The sequence below is a fragment of the Bacillus sp. AFS088145 genome, from assembly GCF_002564465.1.
Taxonomy (GTDB): domain Bacteria; phylum Bacillota; class Bacilli; order Bacillales; family Bacillaceae_G; genus Gottfriedia.
Genome location: NZ_NUUX01000040.1, coordinates 20850 through 39968 on the forward strand (window position 1 = coordinate 20850; position 19119 = coordinate 39968).

A 19119-nucleotide genomic window follows, 5' to 3' on the forward strand; every position below is an offset into this window, starting at 1 on the left:
TATTTTAAGGAAGTGAAGTTTTCACATGGAAGAAAAAGAATTTAATCTAAATGATATAGTAGAAATGAAAAAACCTCATCCTTGTGGAGTGAACAGATGGAAGATTATTCGAATGGGTATGGACATTCGATTAAAATGTGAGGGATGTGAGCATAGCGTTTTAATACCTCGCAGAGAGTTCTCACGAAAATTAAAAAAGGTTTTAGTACGATCTGAAGAGTAGGACGTTTTTTAAATCAATGGGTATCTAGTAGAGCGATTTGAAGGATCGCTCGTATTAGATACCTTTCGTATGTTTAGAATTAATATTCAGATTTTCTTGTTATTTTTTTTTGAAATCAATATAATTGTGAAAGATTAACTAAGTTCGTATAGGAGTGGAAAATATGCCATTAACAGCAGGAATCGTAGGATTACCAAACGTAGGAAAGTCGACATTATTTAATGCAATTACACAAGCGGGTGCTGAATCAGCAAACTATCCGTTTTGTACAATTGATCCAAACGTAGGTGTGGTAGAAGTACCTGATTACCGTTTAGTAAAATTAACTGAATTAGTTCAACCTAAAAAAACTGTTCCAACAACTTTTGAATTTACTGATATTGCAGGAATCGTTAAAGGTGCAAGTAAAGGTGAAGGATTAGGAAATAAGTTTTTATCTCATATTCGTGAAGTGGATGCAATTTGCCAAGTAGTACGTTGCTTTGCAGATGATAATATTACTCACGTATCTGGAAAAGTAGATCCAATTGCAGATATTGAAACAATTAACTTAGAACTAATTCTTGCAGACTTAGAATCAGTTGAAAAACGTATTGATCGTGTAGCTAAATTAGCGAAACAAAAAGATAAAGATGCATCGTATGAACATGAAATTTTAGTAAAATTAAGAGAAGCATTTGAAAGTGACAAGCCAGCTCGTTCAGTAGAGTTTACGGAAGAGCAAATGAAAGTAGTAAAAGGTTTACATTTATTAACGACTAAGCCAATGCTTTACATTACTAATGTTGGCGAAGAAGACATCGCAGATGCTTCATCAAACGAATACGTTGAAAAAGTAAGAGAATTTGCAGCTAAAGAAGGTTCTCAAGTAATTGTAATTAGTGCTAAAATTGAAGAAGAAATTGCTGAGTTAGATGATGAAGAGAAACGTACATTTCTTCAAGAACTTGGAATTGAAGAATCAGGTTTAGATCAACTAATTCGTGCAGCTTATTCTTTATTAGGATTGGCAACTTATTTCACTGCAGGTGTACAAGAAGTAAGAGCTTGGACATTTAAAAAAGGTATGAAAGCTCCACAATGTGCTGGCGTAATTCATACTGACTTCGAACGCGGTTTTATCCGTGCAGAAACAGTTTCTTTTGAGGATTTAGCGACTTATGGTAACATGACAGCATCAAAAGAAGCAGGTAAAGTACGTCTTGAAGGTAAAGAGTATATCGTACAAGATGGAGATGTAATGCATTTCCGATTTAATGTTTAATGAAAATAGCAACGGAATTATTGATTTGCTATCTAAAAAAAACTATGCTATAATTTTAACTCGTGAGTGATTAATTAAATTGCTCCTTGCCCTTAATTGGGCCGTTAGACCAAAAGGAGGTGACATTGTGATGAATAAATACGAAATCATGTACATCGTTCGTCCAAACATGGAAGACGAAGCACAAAAAGCATTAGTTGAGCGTTTCAACGGCGTTTTAACTGAACAAGGTGCTGAAATCACAAACGTTAAAGAGTGGGGTAAACGTCGTTTAGCTTATGAAATTAACGATTTCCGTGATGGACACTACATGCTTGTAAATGTTTCTGCTAAGCCAGAAGCTGTACAAGAATTCGATCGTTTAGCGAAAATCAGCGAAGATATCATCCGCCACATCGTTATTCGTGAAGAAGAAAAATAATATTTTTTAAATGCTTTAGGGAGGTAGGAATCAGATGATCAATCGTGTTGTACTTGTAGGTCGCTTAACAAAGGATCCGGACTTACGTTATACGCCAAGTGGGGTTGCCGTTGCAACATTTACTCTAGCGGTGAATCGTACCTACTCAAATCAGCAAGGCGAAAGAGAAGCAGATTTTATTAACTGCGTTATCTGGAGAAAGCCTGCTGAAAACGTGGCAAACTTCTTGAAAAAAGGAAGCTTAGCTGGCGTTGAGGGGCGTATTCAAACTAGAAGTTTTGATGGTCAAGATGGTAAGAGAGTATATGTAACTGAAGTTGTAGCTGACTCTGTTCAATTCTTAGAACCAAGAAATGCATCAGGTAACCAAGGTGGTTCATTCGGTATGAATCAACAAAATCAAGGTTTTAACGCTGGAAATCCTTTCGAAGCACCATCTCAAAAGCCTAGCTTTAATGATGATCCATTTGGTGGGACAAGCAAAACAATTGATATTACTGATGATGATCTTCCTTTCTAAATAATAAAAACAGTGTAATGTTGAACGGTTAGCATTACTAAAAAACTAAATTTTAAGTAGAGGAGGGAAATAACAATGGCAATGGGTGGACGCAAAGGTGGACGCGCTAAACGTCGTAAAGTTTGTTACTTTACTTCAAACGGCATCACTACAATCGACTTCAAAGATACTGAGTTATTAAAACGTTTCGTTTCTGAGCGTGGTAAAATTTTACCTCGTCGTGTAACTGGTACTTCTGCGAAATACCAACGTAAATTAACGATTGCAATCAAACGCTCTCGTCAAATGGCTTTATTACCATACGTAGCTGAATAAGCTAAGTAATAAAAAGTACAGCATTCTCGTGCTGTACTTTTTTTGTATTTATGAAAAAATAAGTTTTATGGTAAAATAAGAAATAGTATGCTTATCGTGAAATAAGTAGGGGTAGTTGAAAGGAGCTTTATTTTGAAATCGACTCGATTTATTACCGAGGGTGCAGTACTATTAGCTATTTACTCAGTACTACTGTTAATATTTAGATTTGTACCGTTTCTCTCAATTTTTATGGCATTCCTTATGCCGCTGCCGTTTATTATTCTAAGTATTAAATACTCAATTAAAGAATCACTTTTACTTTGCTGTGTGGCGCTGGGATTAACAATTGTGATTACCTCATTTAATTTACTTCCAGTTACTTTAATGTACTCAACAGTTGGTATAGCATTTGGTTATCTTTTGAAAAATGAGCGAAGTAAAGGCGAGATTTTACTTACTAGTACTTTTTTATATTTAATACATACAGTACTATCGTACATACTATTCAAAGCTGTTTTTCATATTGATTTCGTTAAAGAGAATATAGACTTGGCAACGGAAGCTATAGAAAAAAGTAAGGAACTTAGTGCCAGCCTTGGTACAAATGCCAATGAAAAGGCATTAGATAGTCTTACAAATGCTATTAAATTAATCCCTACATTAATTCCTTCATTACTGTTAATGGTTAGTTTTATACTTGCTTTTTTAACCCAACTAGTAACTTTTCCATTAATAAGAAGATTAGGTTATAAAACGCCAAAATTTAAGCCATTTAGAGAGTTTAGACTCCCAGTAGGATTCATGTGGTTCTTTTTAATTGTAATGCTTTTTTCATTCTTCAATTTGAAACAAAGTAGTTTCCTCAGTACAGCAGTGATTAACTTAACTTATGTACTTCAAATTTTACTGCTCGTTCAAGGTTACGCATCGATCTTTTATTTTAGTTACTTAAAACATTTTTCTAAAGCGGTACCAATTATTATATTGATCGCAAGTTTTATCATTCAACCATTAATTTATATTGTTTTACTAATTGGAATTGTCTCAATTGGAATATTTAATAGAAGAAAAATTTAAACTTAAAAACATGTATTTGTTACTAATTTGTTGTGAAAAAGTGAATAAACTTTAATATGTAAGTTAGATTTTATTTGGCTTAGGGGTTGAACATATGCAAGATTTTCATAAGAAACAGATGTTTCTTATACCCGTCTATCTTTTAACTGCTCTTTCAGTGTTTCTGATCGGAACTGTGGTCTATATTCAACCTAAAATAGGGATAGTTTTTATCGTTATCTTTTTATGCGTTATTTTTCTAGTTGTAAAGTTAGAAATTAAGTATCGCTACGTTTTAGATATGTATATAGAATCAGTTATGACGAGAGTGAAAAATTTAAGTAACGAAGCAATTACAGAAATGCCAATTGGAGTATTACTTTATGATAGAGAGTACCATATTGAATGGGGCAATCAATATATTTTAAATATTTTAGACGATCGTTCATTAATTGGTAAACACATATATGATCTATCTGAAGGATTAATGGCTTTAATTTCGAAAAAAGAGAAAAAAGAAGATGTATTGATTATAAGTAAAAGAACATATCGGGTAGTTATTAAAAGGGAAGAGCGATACATTTACTTATTTGATGTGACAGAACAAGCACAACTAGAGAAGTTATACGAAGATCAAAGAACAGTAATCGGAATTATTTTACTAGATAATTACGATGAAATGACACAAGGCTTAGATGACCAGGAGCGTTCTAGTGTAAATGGTGCAGTAACAACAATGTTAAATAGTTGGGCTAATAGCCATGGTATGTTCTTAAAACGTGTTTCATCCGATCGATATAGTGTAGTTTTAAATGAAGGAATTCTGGCAGCATTAGAAAATAATAAATTCTCTATATTAGACCAAGTAAGGGAAGAAACTACAAAGCGTAATTTACCTCTTACACTAAGCGTCGGTGTCGGAGTAGGTAGTTTGAATTTAACGGAACTTGGCCAACTTGCTCAATCTGGTTTAGATTTAGCGCTAGGACGCGGGGGAGATCAAGTAACTGTTAAAAACATTAATGGTAAAGTAAAGTTTTTTGGTGGAAAAACAAACCCTGTAGAAAAGAGAACGAGGGTTAGAGCGAGGGTAATCTCGCATGCATTAAGAGATTTAATGAAGAGTAGTACCAATGTTATGATAATGGGTCATAAGTTACCTGACATGGATGCTCTTGGTTCAGCAGTTGGTATCTTAAAAATGGTAATGCATAATGAAGTGGATGGTTATGTAGTAATCGATAAAGATGAAGTAGATAAAAGTGTTAATCGTTTGATGAGGGAAATGTCTAAAAATGAACAATTTATGTCTTGTTTTATTTCACCTGAAAAAGCAAAAGAACTTATTTCTGAAGATACATTAATAATCGTAGTAGATACCCATAGACCAACAATGGTTGAAGAAGAATCACTTTTAAATGAAACAGATAAAATTGTTGTTATAGACCATCATCGAAGAGGAGAGGACTTCATTAAGGATGCAATTCTCGTTTATATGGAGCCATATGCTTCATCTACTGCAGAATTAGTAACTGAGTTATTAGAGTACCAACCTAAGAAAATAAAATTAAGCATGCTTGAGGCAACAGCCTTACTTGCAGGTATTATTGTTGATACAAAGAGTTTTACTTTCCGAACAGGAGCAAGAACTTTTGACGCAGCTTCATACTTGCGTTCGAATGGCGCAGATACGATTCTCGTTCAAAATTTACTAAAACAAGATATGAATGAATATATTCGCAAAGCAGAATTGATAGAGGAAGCCTATATGTACAAAGAGGGCTTTGCGGTTAGCTTTGGAAAAGACAATGTAAGCTATGATCAAGTTTTAATCGCAAAGGCTGCAGATACATTATTAACGATGACTGATGTCATTGCATCTTTTGTTATTGCGAAAAGGTCAGATAATGTTGTTAGCATCAGCAGTCGTTCATTAGGGAATATAAATGTTCAATTAATAATGGAAGAGCTTGGTGGTGGCGGTCACTTAACAAATGCTGCTGCACAAATTGAATCTTCTTCAATCAGAGAAATTGAACAACATTTATTGAGAATAATCGATGAATATATTGAAGGGAGAACAAACAAATGAAAGTAATTTTCTTAAAAGATGTAAAAGGAAAAGGTAAAAAAGGAGAAACTAAAAATATCGCAGATGGCTATGCAAGTTTCTTAATCAAAAACGGAGATGCTATTGAAGCTACCGCAGGTAATATGAAAACGCTTGAAGCGAAAAAAAATAAAGAATTAAAAGATGCACAAATCGAATTAGAAAATTGTAAAAAGCTAAAAGAAACAATTGAAACTTTAACAGTAGAACTAAAAGCTAAGTCAGGTGAGGGAGGCCGTCTATTCGGATCAATCACAAGCAAGCAAATTGCAGATGAGCTTAATAAAGTGCATGGTATTAAACTAGATAAGCGTAAATTCGAAATGAATGACGCAATTAGAGCACTAGGTGTAACAAATATTAAAGTAAAATTACATCCTGAAGTAAGTGCAACTTTAAAAGTACACGTTAAAGAACAATAAGAAAAACAAGCATCTGGAGGACTAGAAATGAGTGATTTGCTAAATGATCGTACTCCACCACAGAATATAGAAGCTGAACAGGCTGTATTAGGGGCGATACTGTTAGACTCAGAGGCGCTAATATCAACTTCAGAACGGCTTTTACCAGATGACTTTTATCGAGCTGCCCATCAAAAAATATTTGAAGCGATGCTAAAGATTGCTTCAAGGAATGAGCCTCTAGATGTTATCACGCTTACTTCTGAACTAGCTAATCAAGGAGTATTAGAAGAAGTAGGAGGAGTATCATACTTAAATGATTTGCTGGCTTCAGTACCAACGGCATCTAACGTTGAGTACTATGCAAAGAGCGTTGAAGAAAAATCTACTTTAAGAAGATTAATTAGAACCGCGACAAATATTGTAACGGAAAGCTATGCGCCAGATACTCCAGTAGATGTTGTATTAAACGAGGCTGAAAAAAGTATTTTAAAAGTAGCTCAGCGCACAAACGTTTCTGGTTTTCAAAGTATCAAAGATGTAGTATTTACTACATTTAGTAAAATTGAGACCCTATTTAATCAACGCGGCGAAATCACCGGTGTACCGACAGGGTTTACCGATTTAGATCGAATGACAGCGGGATTTCAGCCGAATGACTTAATTATAGTAGCCGCTCGTCCTTCAGTAGGTAAAACGGCATTTGCATTGAATATCGCACAGAACGTAGCAACTAAAACAGATGAAAACGTAGCAATTTTCAGTCTTGAGATGGGATCAGATCAGCTTGTTATGCGTATGCTATGTGCGGAAGGAAATATTAACGCACAGGCATTGCGTACAGGTAATCTTGAACAAGAGGACTGGAATAAGCTTACGATGGCTGCTAGTAGCCTAGCTGGTACAGGCATATATATCGATGACACACCTGGAATTAGAGTAAATGACATACGTGCAAAGTGTAGAAGGCTGAAGCAAGAGCATGGCTTAGGAATGATCCTAATTGATTATCTGCAACTTATTCAAGGTAACGGCAAAAGTGGAGAAAATCGTCAACAAGAAGTATCTGAAATTTCAAGATCTCTTAAAGGACTTGCAAGGGAATTAAAAGTACCTCTAATAGCCTTATCTCAGCTATCACGTAGCGTTGAGTCAAGACAGGATAAACGTCCAATGATGTCTGATATCCGTGAATCAGGAAGTATTGAGCAAGATGCGGATATTGTTGCGTTCTTATACCGAGACGATTACTATGATAAAGAATCAGAGAATAAAAATATTATTGAAATCATTATTGCTAAACAAAGGAATGGTCCAGTAGGTACTGTTTCATTAGCATTCGTAAAAGAATATAACAAGTTCGTAAACTTAGAACGAAGGTTTGATGAGCAAGCACCAGGTGCCTAAAAATAGTTTGGAATCAGACAGTCGCAAATATGTTCAATTGTCAGATTGCTATTACTTGGGATGCCATCTGAAAAATAATCACATAGTTAATCTATGTGATTATTTTTTTTTGTTAGGGCAAACTATTTTTATCAAATTCTTTAGTTTGTATTTACGAACAAATAAAACTTAGAACAGAATTATTCAAAGAGATTTATTGACAAATTCCGTAAGTTTGGTATACTAGTTTTGGTTTTAGTTCGGAAATAGCGTATTTTAATCGGAGGTGCAGTACATTGTCATCAGTAGTAGTAGTTGGTTCTCAATGGGGAGACGAAGGAAAAGGAAAAATTACTGACTTTTTATCACAACAGGCAGAAGTAGTTGCTAGATATCAAGGTGGTAACAATGCAGGTCATACAATCGTATTTAATGGTGTAAAGTACAAACTTCATTTAATTCCATCAGGTATTTTCTTCTCAGATAAAATTTGTGTTATTGGAAATGGTATGGTTGTAGATCCTAAAGCTTTAGTTCAAGAGCTAGCATACCTACATGATAAAGGTGTTTCAACTGACAACTTACGTATTAGTAATCGTGCTCATGTTATCTTACCTTATCATTTAAAACAAGATGAGTTAGAAGAAGAGCGTAAAGGTGATAATAAGATTGGTACTACTAAAAAAGGTATTGGACCAGCTTATATGGACAAAGCTGCTCGTGTGGGAATCCGTATGGCAGACCTTTTAGATAAAGAAGAGTTTTACGAAAAATTAAAACGTAATCTTGAAGAGAAAAATAATTTATTTGAAAAAATGTATGATTCAAATTCATTAAATATCGAAGAGATTTTTGAAGAATATTATGAGTTCGGACAACAAATTAAAAAATATGTGTGTGATACTTCTGTTGTATTAAATGATGCAATTGATGGTGGAAAGCGCGTATTATTTGAAGGCGCACAAGGCGTAATGCTAGATATCGACCAAGGTACATACCCATTCGTTACTTCTTCTAACCCAGTTGCAGGTGGAGTAACAATTGGATCTGGTGTTGGTCCAACAAAAATTAATCATGTTGTTGGTGTATGTAAAGCTTACACTACTCGTGTTGGTGAAGGTGCATTCCCAACTGAGCTTTTCGACGAAATTGGAAATACAATTCGTGAAGTAGGTCGTGAGTACGGTACAACTACTGGAAGAGCAAGACGTGTAGGTTGGTTTGATAGTGTAGTAGTTCGCCACGCTCGTCGTGTTAGTGGTATTACTGATTTATCACTTAACTCAATTGACGTATTAACAGGTCTAGAGACTGTTAAGATTTGCGTTGCTTATAAATTCCGTGGAGAAACAATTACTGAGTTCCCTGCTAGTTTAAAACAACTTGCAGAATGTGAGCCAGTTTATGAAGAACTTCCAGGTTGGACAGAAGATATCACAGGAGTAAAAACTCTTAATGAACTGCCAGTTAATGCAAGACATTATGTAGAACGTGTGTCTCAATTAGTAGGTATTCCATTATCTGTATTCTCAGTTGGTCCAGACCGTAACCAAACAAATATCGTACGTAACGTTTACGGAGCTTAATATAATAAAAAGCCCTTAAATAAAAATTTAGGGGCTTTTATTATTTTTTTAAAAAAACTATTGCAAAATTATTAGAAAGTATGATAAGATAAATCTTGTCGTCATAACTAGTATATAGTTTATGAAGTTAATCATTGTGAGCCATTAGCTCAGTAGGTAGAGCATCTGACTTTTAATCAGAGGGTCGAAGGTTCGAATCCTTCATGGCTCATCTTTTCTTAAATTAATGTGGCCCGTTGGTCAAGCGGTTAAGACACCGCCCTTTCACGGCGGTAACACGGGTTCGAGTCCCGTACGGGTCATCCTTTTTTAATAAAATTATCTTGGTCCCGTGGTGTAGCGGTTAACATGCCTGCCTGTCACGCAGGAGATCGCCGGTTCGATCCCGGTCGGGACCGCCATATAATGGCTCGGTAGCTCAGTCGGTAGAGCAGAGGACTGAAAATCCTCGTGTCGGCGGTTCGATTCCGTCCCGAGCCATCATAAAAACTACTGTATATACAGTAGTTTTTTATTTTATATCAACCTTATAAAAATAGAATAAAACAGTTCGATTTTACAAAAAATCCTACTTAATTTAAAATAGAAGTAAGTGGAGTAGACCTCTAGCAACAAGCTAGAGGTTTTTTTCAAAAATCTAGTGTTTATATACAAAAAGAATAACACGTAAGAACGTAGTCGTATTATATTTAGATTGATAGTCCACAAAACGAAATTGCTATGATAAGTTTATTTGTTGCCTAATTTAATATTGAATTGCAAAAGATATGTATAGAATTGACGGTAGCAAAAACTGACTAGAAAAGGAGTGCGGGGAATGAATAAAAAAATATTAATAGTCGATGATGAAAAACCAATTGCTGATATATTGAAGTTTAATTTAGAAAAAGAAGGTTTTGAAATTGTTTGCGCGTATGATGGAGAGGAAGCATTACAAAAAGTAGATGAGTTTCTTCCTGATCTAGTTTTATTAGATATTATGTTACCAATTAGAGATGGTTTAGAAGTTTGTAGAGAAATAAGAAAGAACCATGAAATGCCGATCATTATGATTACAGCAAAAGATTCTGAATTAGATAAAGTACTAGGTTTAGAAATGGGAGCAGATGACTACGTAACAAAACCATTTAGTACACGTGAGTTGCTTGCCAGAGTAAAAGCAAATTTACGTAGACACCAAACAGGAACTACATCTGAAAAAGAAGAGTCAGTTGAAGTTATTATTGGCTCCCTTGTTATTAATCCAAATGCTTATATCGTAACAAAACGTGGCGAGAAGATCGAATTAACTCACCGCGAATTTGAATTACTATATTACTTAGCAAAGCATATCGGACAAGTTATGACGAGAGAACATTTACTTCAAACTGTTTGGGGTTATGATTACTTTGGTGATGTACGAACTGTCGATGTAACAATTCGAAGACTTCGTGAAAAAATTGAGGACAATCCAAGTTATCCGCTTTTCATTGTAACAAGAAGAGGAGTAGGATATTACCTGCGTGATCCGGAGCAAGATTAATGGCAGCTTATAATAAAGTTGGTTTGTTTAAATCAATTGTATTTAAATTTGTACTTGTTTATATTTTACTCATCTTGGTAGCTATGCAAATTATTAGCGTTTATTTTTCAAGAGAGCTTGAAAAGCAACTCGTAAATAGTTTTACAGTTGCGATAAACGAACGCGCTAAGCTACTAGCTTATAATATAAAAATTGAGTATGAAAAAAAGAAAACTCTGGACGATCCAGAGGTAAAAGCTAATATTCAAAAAATAGTTTCTGACTTTGGAAAGAATATTGGAATATCAGATGTAAGAGTTATTAACCAAAATAGTGAAGTCATTGCTACTTCGGATTCTAGTAATCGGTCTATTGTTGGTAAAAGGACTACTGATATTTTAGTTAAAAGAGCACTTTTAGTAGGTACTAGAACTGAGAAAGTATTAATTGATCCTAAAAATGGACATCGAATGAAAACTATTGTTATCCCAGTAATGGAAGGTGACGAAATAGTTTCTGCCATTTACACGAGTGCTTCAATGGAAAGCACTTATGAAAGAATGGAATTAATTAACCGTATTTTTTCAACTGGTACACTTATAGCAGTCGCGATTACATCCATTTTAGGGATACTATTGGCTAAAGCAATTACGAAGCCAATCTCCGAAATAAGAAGACAGGCCCAAGAAATGGCGAAAGGAAACTTCTCTCGCAAATTAAAGGCCTATAGTGAAGATGAGATTGGTGAATTAACGATATCATTTAATAATCTATCACGTAATTTACAGCAAGCCAGAGCTTCAACGGATGGAGAAAGAAGAAAGCTTCAATCAGTACTAGAGCATATGTCAGATGGGGTTATTGCAACTGACCGTAGAGGGAAAATTATTCTTTTAAACGATCCAGCTGAAACGATGCTTAATGTTTCACGTGAAACAGTATTAAATAAATCAATCCTAGAGGTATTGGGAATCGAAAAGATTAATACTTTAGATGATTTATACGATGAGCCAGATTCAATTATGTTAGATTATAGTGATAATAAGAGACCAATGATTATACGAGCTAGCTTTTCAACTATACAAAAAGAGTCTGGTAAAGTTAATGGTCTGATCGCCGTACTCTATGATGTAACTGAGCAGGAAAAAATAGAGCAAGAACGTAGAGATTTTGTTTCAAATGTTTCGCATGAATTAAGAACACCGTTAACAACGATGAGAAGTTATTTAGAAGCATTGTCAGATGGAGCTTGGGAGAATAAAGAAATTGCACCTAAGTTTTTACAAGTAACTCAAGATGAAACAGAACGAATGATTCGATTAGTAAATGACTTATTACAATTATCTAAGTTAGATAGTACAGAATATCGTTTAATGAAAGATTGGGTTAACTTTACAGAATTATTTAATCGTATAATTGATCGACATGAAATGAGTAAGTCTCAAGAAGTATCGTTCAAACGGGAGTTTATAAGTAAGACAAGATTTGTATTTATAGATGAAGATAAAATTACACAAGTGTTAGATAATATTATTTCAAATGCATTAAAGTATTCACCAGAAGGTGGGACTGTAACTTATCGTATTAAGGAATCTAGAGATCAAATATTAGTTAGTATTACTGACGAAGGTATGGGAATTCCAAAAGAAAATCTATCAAAGATATTTGATCGTTTCTATCGGGTAGATAAAGCTAGATCGAGACAAGTTGGGGGAACTGGCCTAGGGCTTGCTTTGGCAAAAGAAATGATTTACGCGCACGATGGTCATATATGGGCTAAAAGTGAAGAAGGAAAAGGTACAACAGTCTATTTCACACTTCCAGTGGCTGATGACCAAGAGGATGAGTGGGAATGAGAAGAGAACATATAAAATCAGTTATATTAACTACTCTTGTTATAGTAAGCTTGGTTCTTTCATATAGCTTATGGTCATATCAACCAACATACGATGTACTTCAAAATCAAGACTATGTCCAAAAAGTTTCGATTGGTGCAAAAAGAGACTTTAAGGACATAGTAATTCCGAATTTATTAGTTGTTCATGAATCAAATAAAAATTATGAAACAACTAAACAGAGTAATATATCACCAATTTATAGATCATTGCAGAAATCCGAAATCACAAATTTTGAAAACCTGACAAATAAAACGTCTGAAGTTGCCTACCAATCAATAACAAAAGGAAAAAATAAATTAGAAATTATTTTTCCAACTGTAGTGCCTGTAGAAACATTAGGTAAAGTTCTTAATCTAGATGCAAAACGATTACAAAATGTTTTATTCGACAGAATAATCATCAATTTATCTACTAAACAGGATACTTCAGCAAGGATCTATTTTTCAAATGAAGCACAAAATATTCTCTATGGAGCAACCTTTGATAACTCTTCAATTATTGCTTCAGTTGAAAAGATAAGAGACAATTACGAAAACTTTACTGAAAGCTTAAGATACAAGTTAGATTCAGGTAAAATAATTTATTTACCTAAAAAACCAATCAAATTAACAACGATGGAGTTTCTTACATCGGATATAGATGTTGATAAATTAAAAGATGCAATATTTAGTGATCCATCAAATGTCCGAAGAGAAAGTACTGATTCAGGAGATACATTCACAGACGGTACTAGATTAATGTCAGTTTCACCATTAAACCGTTCGATTGCATTTGTTAACCCGACAACACCTGAAAACAATAATAACCAAAGTCCTAATTTATTAGTCCAAAGAAGTGTTGATTTTATTAATGCTCATGGTGGCTGGACTGATGGATATATATTATCTGGTGTTAAACCTGAAAATAATGAAGTTTCATTTAGACTTTTTGTAAATAATTTACCTGTGTATAATAATTCAACAATTACGACGGGCTGGGGAGTAGATGATATAGAAACCTTTAAACGTCCATTGTATAAATTTACTAGAATCCAGGTGGACAAGAAGGAAAGTGAAATGGAATTAATGGCTGGTCCTCAAATTATGGAGATCATATCTAATAATAAATCTATTAATAAATCCCTTATTAAGGATATTAGCTTAGGGTACGAGACTATATTTGATGAAGATAAATCAACAATCAATCAGCCGTACTATAATAGAGCAATCCAATTAAAACCTGTTTGGATTATAAATTACGATGACACATATAAGAAGATTGATCAAGATTTGCTAAGTAGAACTGGGGTGAATATTGTTGGATTGGAGTAGGATCAAAACAATATTTATTTTAACTTTCTTAGTACTAGATTTATTTTTAGCGATTCAATATTATCAAAAGCGAAGTAGCGATCAATTTGATACGATGGCAGAATCGAGTATTGAGGAGCAATTAAAGGAAAATGATATCACATATGTGACATTACCTAAAAATTCTTTAAAGGAATCTTATATATCGGGTAATAGTAAGGATTTCTCGAAGAAAACTATTGCTGATAGAAAAGGACAGAATATACAAATCTACAAAGATGTATTACAAAGTCAATTGAAAAAACCAGTTCCAATTGCAGAGACAAATAAAATACTCTTCTTAGAAAATTTTGTGAAGGAGTATGTTTGGAACGGTGGTAACTATCGTTATTGTCAAATAGATCCAACGTCAAAAACGATATACTTCTGTCAAACCTATAAAGATCGCCTAATTTATAATATCGAAAGCTCAGTAGTTGAAATAAAGTATAACGATAAAAATGAGATTTACGGGTATCGCCAAAGATATTTAGAAAACTTAAAAGAAATGATCGATAAAAAGAATGTGCAAGAAGCTTTACCGGCAATTAAAGCCATTGAAAATTTATTTGTGAAAGATGAATTAAAACCGAGTGATCGAATTACAAAAGTTGATTTTGGCTATTATACAGTAATCCCGTTATCGAATGGAGTTAAATTCATAGCACCAGCGTGGCATATAATTGTCAATGAACAGCAGGATTACTTTGTTAATGCTATTGAGGGACAAATAATTAAGATCGATAAAGAACAATGGAGTGAATAGCGATGAGTCTGCATTTTAGTGTACTTGCAAGTGGAAGTACCGGAAATGCGTTATACGTTGGGACGGAGAAAACTAAGCTTTTAGTTGATACAGGACTAAGTGGTAAAGCGATGGAGTCTTTATTTAAAGAAATCAACAGGGATATAAAAGAAGTTTCCGGCATTCTAGTCACGCATGAGCATAGTGATCATATTAAAGGACTTGGTGTTCTAGCCAGAAGATATCAAATCCCAATTTACGCGAATGAAAAAACATGGAAAGCAATGAACCATTTAATCGGAGAAATTCCAACAGAGCAAAAGTTCATTTTTAACATGGAAACGACGATTCAGTTTGGGGATATTGAAGTTGAATCATTTGGTGTATCACATGATGCAGCTGAACCAATGTTTTACGTATTTCATCATAATGAGAAAAAATTTGTTACAATTACCGATACAGGCTATGTAAGTGACCGAATGAAGGGGATCATTTCTAACGCTGATATGTACATTTTTGAAAGTAACCATGACGTCGAAATGCTACGCATGGGAAGATATCCATGGAGTATTAAACGCCGTATTTTAAGCGATGTTGGTCACGTATCAAATGAGGATGCTGCACTAGCTATGTCAGATGTAATTGGAGATAAAACAAAACGTATTTATCTTGCCCATTTAAGCCAAGATAATAATATGAAAGAGCTTGCCAGAATGTCTGTTACACAAACATTAGAGGGAAAAGGATTTGAAGTTGGGATGCAATTTGAAATTCATGATACGGACCCTCAAAAACCAACAGATATAGTGTATGTATAAAACAAAGCGTATACTTAAGGGGAGAGTTTACTTTCTCCTCTTTTTTTTACGTTAAAAAATTATAAATTGGGCAGCAGGTAGTAGTACTCGACGTAGTCGCCAATTTTAGGAATTAAGTATAAGTGCAACTACGCCTCTGACTTCGCCTAAAAGGCTCGTCAATCGACGAGTTTTCTTTATGTGCTAAAAAAAGGAGCTGTGTATAAGTGGAAAAAATAATTTTAAGCTGTGATGAGCATATAGAATGGGCTCTTGACGATTTTGTGGATAAGTATAGTGAACCCCCCCTGTTGAATAAAGTCGAAAAAACGCATAATATATCCACAACCTGTGAATATTGTCAAAATGATGCCATATATATTGTATCGAACATAGATTCCCCCACTAAATGTGGATAGAAATTGTGGGTATGTGGATAACTTTTGTGTATAACTTGTTTGTAAAGTGAGGATATAGTGTGAATATCTCAATTGTCAGTGTTGGAAAGTTAAAAGAGAAGTATTTAAAGATGGGGATCGATGAATACATAAAACGATTATCTAGTTATGCAAAAATGGATATAATCGAAGTCCCAGATGAAAAGGCACCAGAGAATTTAAGCGATGCAGACATGCTAATCGTAAAGGAAAAAGAAGGCGAAAGAATTTTAAGTAAAATAGCAGAAGACGCTTATGTAATTGCATTAGCAATTAAGGGGAAGGAACATACGTCTGAATCACTAGCTAAAAAAATAGATCAACTTGCCACATATGGAAACAGCAAAGTAGCATTTGTAATTGGTGGGTCATTAGGTCTAAGTGATGCGGTGATGAAAAGAGCGGATGATACATTGTCATTTTCAAAAATGACTTTTCCACATCAATTAATGAAATTGGTTTTAGTCGAGCAAATCTATCGCTCATTTAGAATTAATAGGAATGAGCCATATCATAAATAGTTTATTTTAAAATAGAAAAGGGAATGTGCTACCAAGAGTTTTTTGGATCACATTCCCTTTTCTATGTATTTAGTCTAATTTTCCATCATAAGTGAAGAAACTATTATCTTATCTAGACTTAATTTGTAGGACCATTGTCAACGCTAGCTTCTACGGCACTTTGAACGTTAGCCGGCACCGAGGATAGGAAGTCATAACCAGTCATAGACTCAATTGAATCTACACTTACTCTATAGTAGCTCCAAGGGTGACTAGAAGTTGTTTGATCATTCGGTAGCACTACAGCTATTACCCTCGTAGAAGCTGTAACTCGACTTAAATCATTATTCCCATTAGGTAATACAACGACCACTTTCCAGGTTTTTGCTGGTACGACAACGCCATTCCCAACAGTAGTCTTATATCCATTAGACCCAGCGCCCCCGGATCCATAGCCTCCAGATATTACATATAATTCGTTTCCAGCTGATACAAGTGAACGACTATACTCCTCTAAATTAGCCCAAGTAATTTCGTTGTTATTTGGAGCTTGAGGAATCATATTGCTCATTAGAAAAGTTGCTGAATTATTAGCAACAGTAGATGTACGGTCAGCAGATGGGCACATGTGACCTCGGTCAAATCCGCTTCCTGAAAATTCACTAGCAGTAACTTGATACCACCCTGATGGCAATGTAGTATCGGCACGGAAGTCATCCTGACGAGCCACACTTCCAAGGTCAGATGAACCTACGTGCCAACTAACCCAGTTAGGCTCGTGTTTGCTATTGTTGTAAGATAAATCGTACTGAGGTTTAACCATCAAATAATTATTAGAATTAGATATATTATTTGTAGCATCACTTGGATTTCCCAATCCGATATGATCATTATCAGTGCCCGTTTTTGTATTTGTTGAAGGTTCCGCCGTAGAAGACGAATTTTGAGGAACTAGACTGCTCGTAATCACAAAGTCATTAGCATTATTATTCGTGTCCCAACCATTCCCTTGGCCTTGGGCAGTTCCACCATTGTTGTCCTTACGTTCTATACTTGTCGTAGCAGAAAGAGTACCTACTGGTGTAGTTTCAGAATCATTTGCAGAGCCGAAACCAACAAAATCTACCACATTAGAATTTGTCGAACCTGATACCGCTGTAGTAACTTTTGCTAGTGCAACTTTTCCGCTGCTTGCACTTAAATTTATTGTACCTGTAACATCTGCAGCTGGTAGATCAACAGTTCCGCCACCACCACTTGCTTCTTTAATTAAATAATACTGATGTGACCCAATACTACCTGTCAAATTTGTAATGCTACTGAATATACCAGTTGAAGAAGCATATTGGATAGACCACCCAGAAAGACTAACACTTGAATCTGTAGGATTATAAAGTTCAATATAATCATTTTTGTAGGAAGTACCACTATTACCTCCTCCACCGTAAACTTCGCTGATAACAACATGAGTTCCAATAGCAGCCTGTGCGGGTTTCGTAAATAAGTTTCCTAAAGCACTACTAAAAAAAACTAAACTAGAACAAACGAGGTAGGCTGTCTTTCTTTTTAAATTTTTCTTATTTTTTTCAGAAAATATTGTGTTTTGTACCATTCGACTTTCTAACATAAAATAAAAACCTCCTACTAAGTTTTGAAAAAACATTGACAGAGTAATTGAAACAACCCAAAAATAAGAACTTGATCCATTCATCGTGTATGCTTGGGGGGAAATAAAATAACTTATGATAAAAACAAGTCATAAAATATTACCGTATATTTACACGGGTATGCCGCGCCTAATTATAATGACGACAAACTGTTAGACCCTTTAATTGAAACTACTAATGTGATTCCAATTAAAAAAGCAGTTAGCAAATGGAATGAAAGTCAGTATGGATTGATCTATTACGGTAAAAGAAATTGGAGCTACAATACAAATGGAATCATTAATATCGATAAGGATGGAAAAGAATATAGTCCGGAAACAGCTAGTACTGAAATAATTGGCTATACAGTATCCTTATTTGTCCCTGGAGTGGATAAAGAAATTACACCTGCTAGATATAACTTAATAGGTAATCCAAAATGGAGCAAACCATCTACTACCCCAAACCAAGCTACTTCAGAAGATAAGAAAAACGAGCAAACTAATACAAAAGAACAGTTTTTTCTATCTAAAGTAATTGGTTATAAACTAAATGTTGCGGATAAAGCACTAGGAAGCACATTTTATTCATTAAGCAAAACGACTGATGGTGGAAATACATGGACTATTATTAATAATGACCCATACAGCGGAACAGTTGGAGGTGCTTCGGGAATTGTCTTTTTGGATGACAAACTCGGATTTTTAGGAGCAGTAAATCCTTCCGGTAATGAAGGAGCATTATACCGCACAGACGATGGGGCAAAACTTTCAAAAAAATAAACTATACAACTCACGAAGTAAAGTTAAATAATGAACAGACTATAAAACCTTTTGACACACCAAGTATGCCATTTATGATGGGCGGAGTTTTAAGTATGTTGGTTGGTCAAGGTTCAGATGGGGATTATAACGGGAATAGTAGCGAACTTTATCAATCAAAGAATAAAGGGCAAACTTGGAAATTTGTCCAGGAAATAAAAAAATAGATTGAATTAGAATGT

At 34.6% G+C, this 19119-nt stretch carries 18 protein-coding genes, 4 tRNA genes and 1 pseudogene; 22 read left to right on the forward strand and 1 reads right to left on the reverse strand.

Annotated elements, in window-relative coordinates:
- The first annotated feature begins 25 nt into the window (after window positions 1-25).
- From COI44_RS20310 to rlmH, 21 genes are all read left to right on the forward strand, one after another.
- On the forward strand, window positions 26-223 hold the full coding sequence (locus COI44_RS20310; protein WP_098429568.1) for a DUF951 domain-containing protein: 198 nt from the start codon (window positions 26-28) through the stop codon (window positions 221-223).
- A gap of 163 nt (window positions 224-386) precedes the next feature.
- Window positions 387-1487: a redox-regulated ATPase YchF gene (ychF, locus tag COI44_RS20315; protein WP_098429569.1), complete on the forward strand. Its 1101-nt coding sequence runs from the start codon at window positions 387-389 to the stop codon at window positions 1485-1487.
- A 130-nt stretch (window positions 1488-1617) separates the two neighbouring features.
- Complete coding sequence (gene rpsF / locus COI44_RS20320) at window positions 1618-1908, forward strand: 30S ribosomal protein S6 (protein WP_025568958.1); 291 nt, start codon at window positions 1618-1620, stop codon at window positions 1906-1908.
- 34 nt (window positions 1909-1942) lie between these two features.
- Window positions 1943-2428: a single-stranded DNA-binding protein gene (gene ssb / locus COI44_RS20325; protein WP_025568959.1), complete on the forward strand. Its 486-nt coding sequence runs from the start codon at window positions 1943-1945 to the stop codon at window positions 2426-2428.
- 81 nt (window positions 2429-2509) lie between these two features.
- The gene (rpsR, locus tag COI44_RS20330; protein ID WP_056467298.1) at window positions 2510-2743 is read left to right on the forward strand and encodes a 30S ribosomal protein S18; all 234 of its coding nucleotides are present in this window, start codon (window positions 2510-2512) and stop codon (window positions 2741-2743) included.
- Window positions 2744-2875: 132 nt separating this feature from the next.
- Complete coding sequence (locus COI44_RS20335) at window positions 2876-3802, forward strand: YybS family protein (protein ID WP_176522539.1); 927 nt, start codon at window positions 2876-2878, stop codon at window positions 3800-3802.
- 94 nt (window positions 3803-3896) lie between these two features.
- Entirely contained in the window at window positions 3897-5873 is a 1977-nt protein-coding gene (locus tag COI44_RS20340) for a DHH family phosphoesterase (protein ID WP_098429570.1), read from the forward strand.
- Window positions 5870-6313, forward strand: a complete 444-nt coding sequence (rplI, locus tag COI44_RS20345; protein WP_098429571.1) for a 50S ribosomal protein L9 — start codon at window positions 5870-5872, stop codon at window positions 6311-6313. The genes COI44_RS20340 and rplI overlap by 4 nt, the downstream gene beginning before the upstream one ends.
- A 27-nt stretch (window positions 6314-6340) precedes the next feature.
- Window positions 6341-7699: a replicative DNA helicase gene (dnaB, locus tag COI44_RS20350; protein ID WP_056467182.1), complete on the forward strand. Its 1359-nt coding sequence runs from the start codon at window positions 6341-6343 to the stop codon at window positions 7697-7699.
- 275 nt (window positions 7700-7974) lie between these two features.
- On the forward strand, window positions 7975-9264 hold the full coding sequence (locus COI44_RS20355; RefSeq protein WP_098429572.1) for an adenylosuccinate synthase: 1290 nt from the start codon (window positions 7975-7977) through the stop codon (window positions 9262-9264).
- Window positions 9265-9402: 138 nt separating this feature from the next.
- A tRNA-Lys gene (locus COI44_RS20360) sits at window positions 9403-9475 on the forward strand.
- Between the two features lie 19 nt (window positions 9476-9494).
- A tRNA-Glu gene (locus COI44_RS20365) sits at window positions 9495-9566 on the forward strand.
- Between the two features lie 23 nt (window positions 9567-9589).
- A tRNA-Asp gene (locus tag COI44_RS20370) sits at window positions 9590-9665 on the forward strand.
- Between the two features lie 6 nt (window positions 9666-9671).
- Window positions 9672-9744: transfer RNA gene (locus tag COI44_RS20375), tRNA-Phe, on the forward strand.
- A gap of 337 nt (window positions 9745-10081) precedes the next feature.
- Window positions 10082-10786, forward strand: coding sequence for a response regulator YycF (yycF, locus tag COI44_RS20380; RefSeq protein WP_088012660.1), 705 nt, complete (start codon window positions 10082-10084; stop codon window positions 10784-10786).
- Window positions 10786-12621: a cell wall metabolism sensor histidine kinase WalK gene (gene walK / locus COI44_RS20385; protein ID WP_098429573.1), complete on the forward strand. Its 1836-nt coding sequence runs from the start codon at window positions 10786-10788 to the stop codon at window positions 12619-12621. The genes yycF and walK overlap by 1 nt, the downstream gene beginning before the upstream one ends.
- The gene (locus COI44_RS20390; protein ID WP_098429574.1) at window positions 12618-13973 is read left to right on the forward strand and encodes a YycH family regulatory protein; all 1356 of its coding nucleotides are present in this window, start codon (window positions 12618-12620) and stop codon (window positions 13971-13973) included. Before walK ends, COI44_RS20390 begins: the two co-directional genes overlap by 4 nt.
- Window positions 13960-14757, forward strand: a complete 798-nt coding sequence (locus tag COI44_RS20395) for a two-component system regulatory protein YycI (RefSeq protein WP_098429575.1) — start codon at window positions 13960-13962, stop codon at window positions 14755-14757. The genes COI44_RS20390 and COI44_RS20395 overlap by 14 nt, the downstream gene beginning before the upstream one ends.
- A 2-nt stretch (window positions 14758-14759) precedes the next feature.
- Window positions 14760-15554: an MBL fold metallo-hydrolase gene (locus COI44_RS20400; RefSeq protein WP_098233308.1), complete on the forward strand. Its 795-nt coding sequence runs from the start codon at window positions 14760-14762 to the stop codon at window positions 15552-15554.
- A 206-nt stretch (window positions 15555-15760) separates the two neighbouring features.
- On the forward strand, window positions 15761-15952 hold the full coding sequence (locus COI44_RS20405) for a CxxH/CxxC protein (RefSeq protein WP_483295496.1): 192 nt from the start codon (window positions 15761-15763) through the stop codon (window positions 15950-15952).
- Between the two features lie 59 nt (window positions 15953-16011).
- Window positions 16012-16491 carry a 23S rRNA (pseudouridine(1915)-N(3))-methyltransferase RlmH gene (gene rlmH / locus COI44_RS20410; protein ID WP_098429576.1) on the forward strand — a complete coding sequence of 160 codons (480 nt, stop codon included), beginning with the start codon at window positions 16012-16014 and terminating at the stop codon, window positions 16489-16491.
- 118 nt (window positions 16492-16609) lie between these two features.
- Here rlmH and COI44_RS20415 read toward each other — a convergent pair whose 3' ends face one another.
- Window positions 16610-18097 carry a DNA/RNA non-specific endonuclease gene (locus tag COI44_RS20415; RefSeq protein ID WP_179887206.1) on the reverse strand — a complete coding sequence of 496 codons (1488 nt, stop codon included), beginning with the start codon at window positions 18095-18097 and terminating at the stop codon, window positions 16610-16612.
- 108 nt (window positions 18098-18205) lie between these two features.
- Between COI44_RS20415 and COI44_RS24740 the strand changes: the two are divergent.
- Window positions 18206-19104 (forward strand): annotated as a pseudogene (locus COI44_RS24740) (WD40/YVTN/BNR-like repeat-containing protein); the annotation flags it as partial.
- Between the last annotated feature and the right edge of the window lie 15 nt (window positions 19105-19119).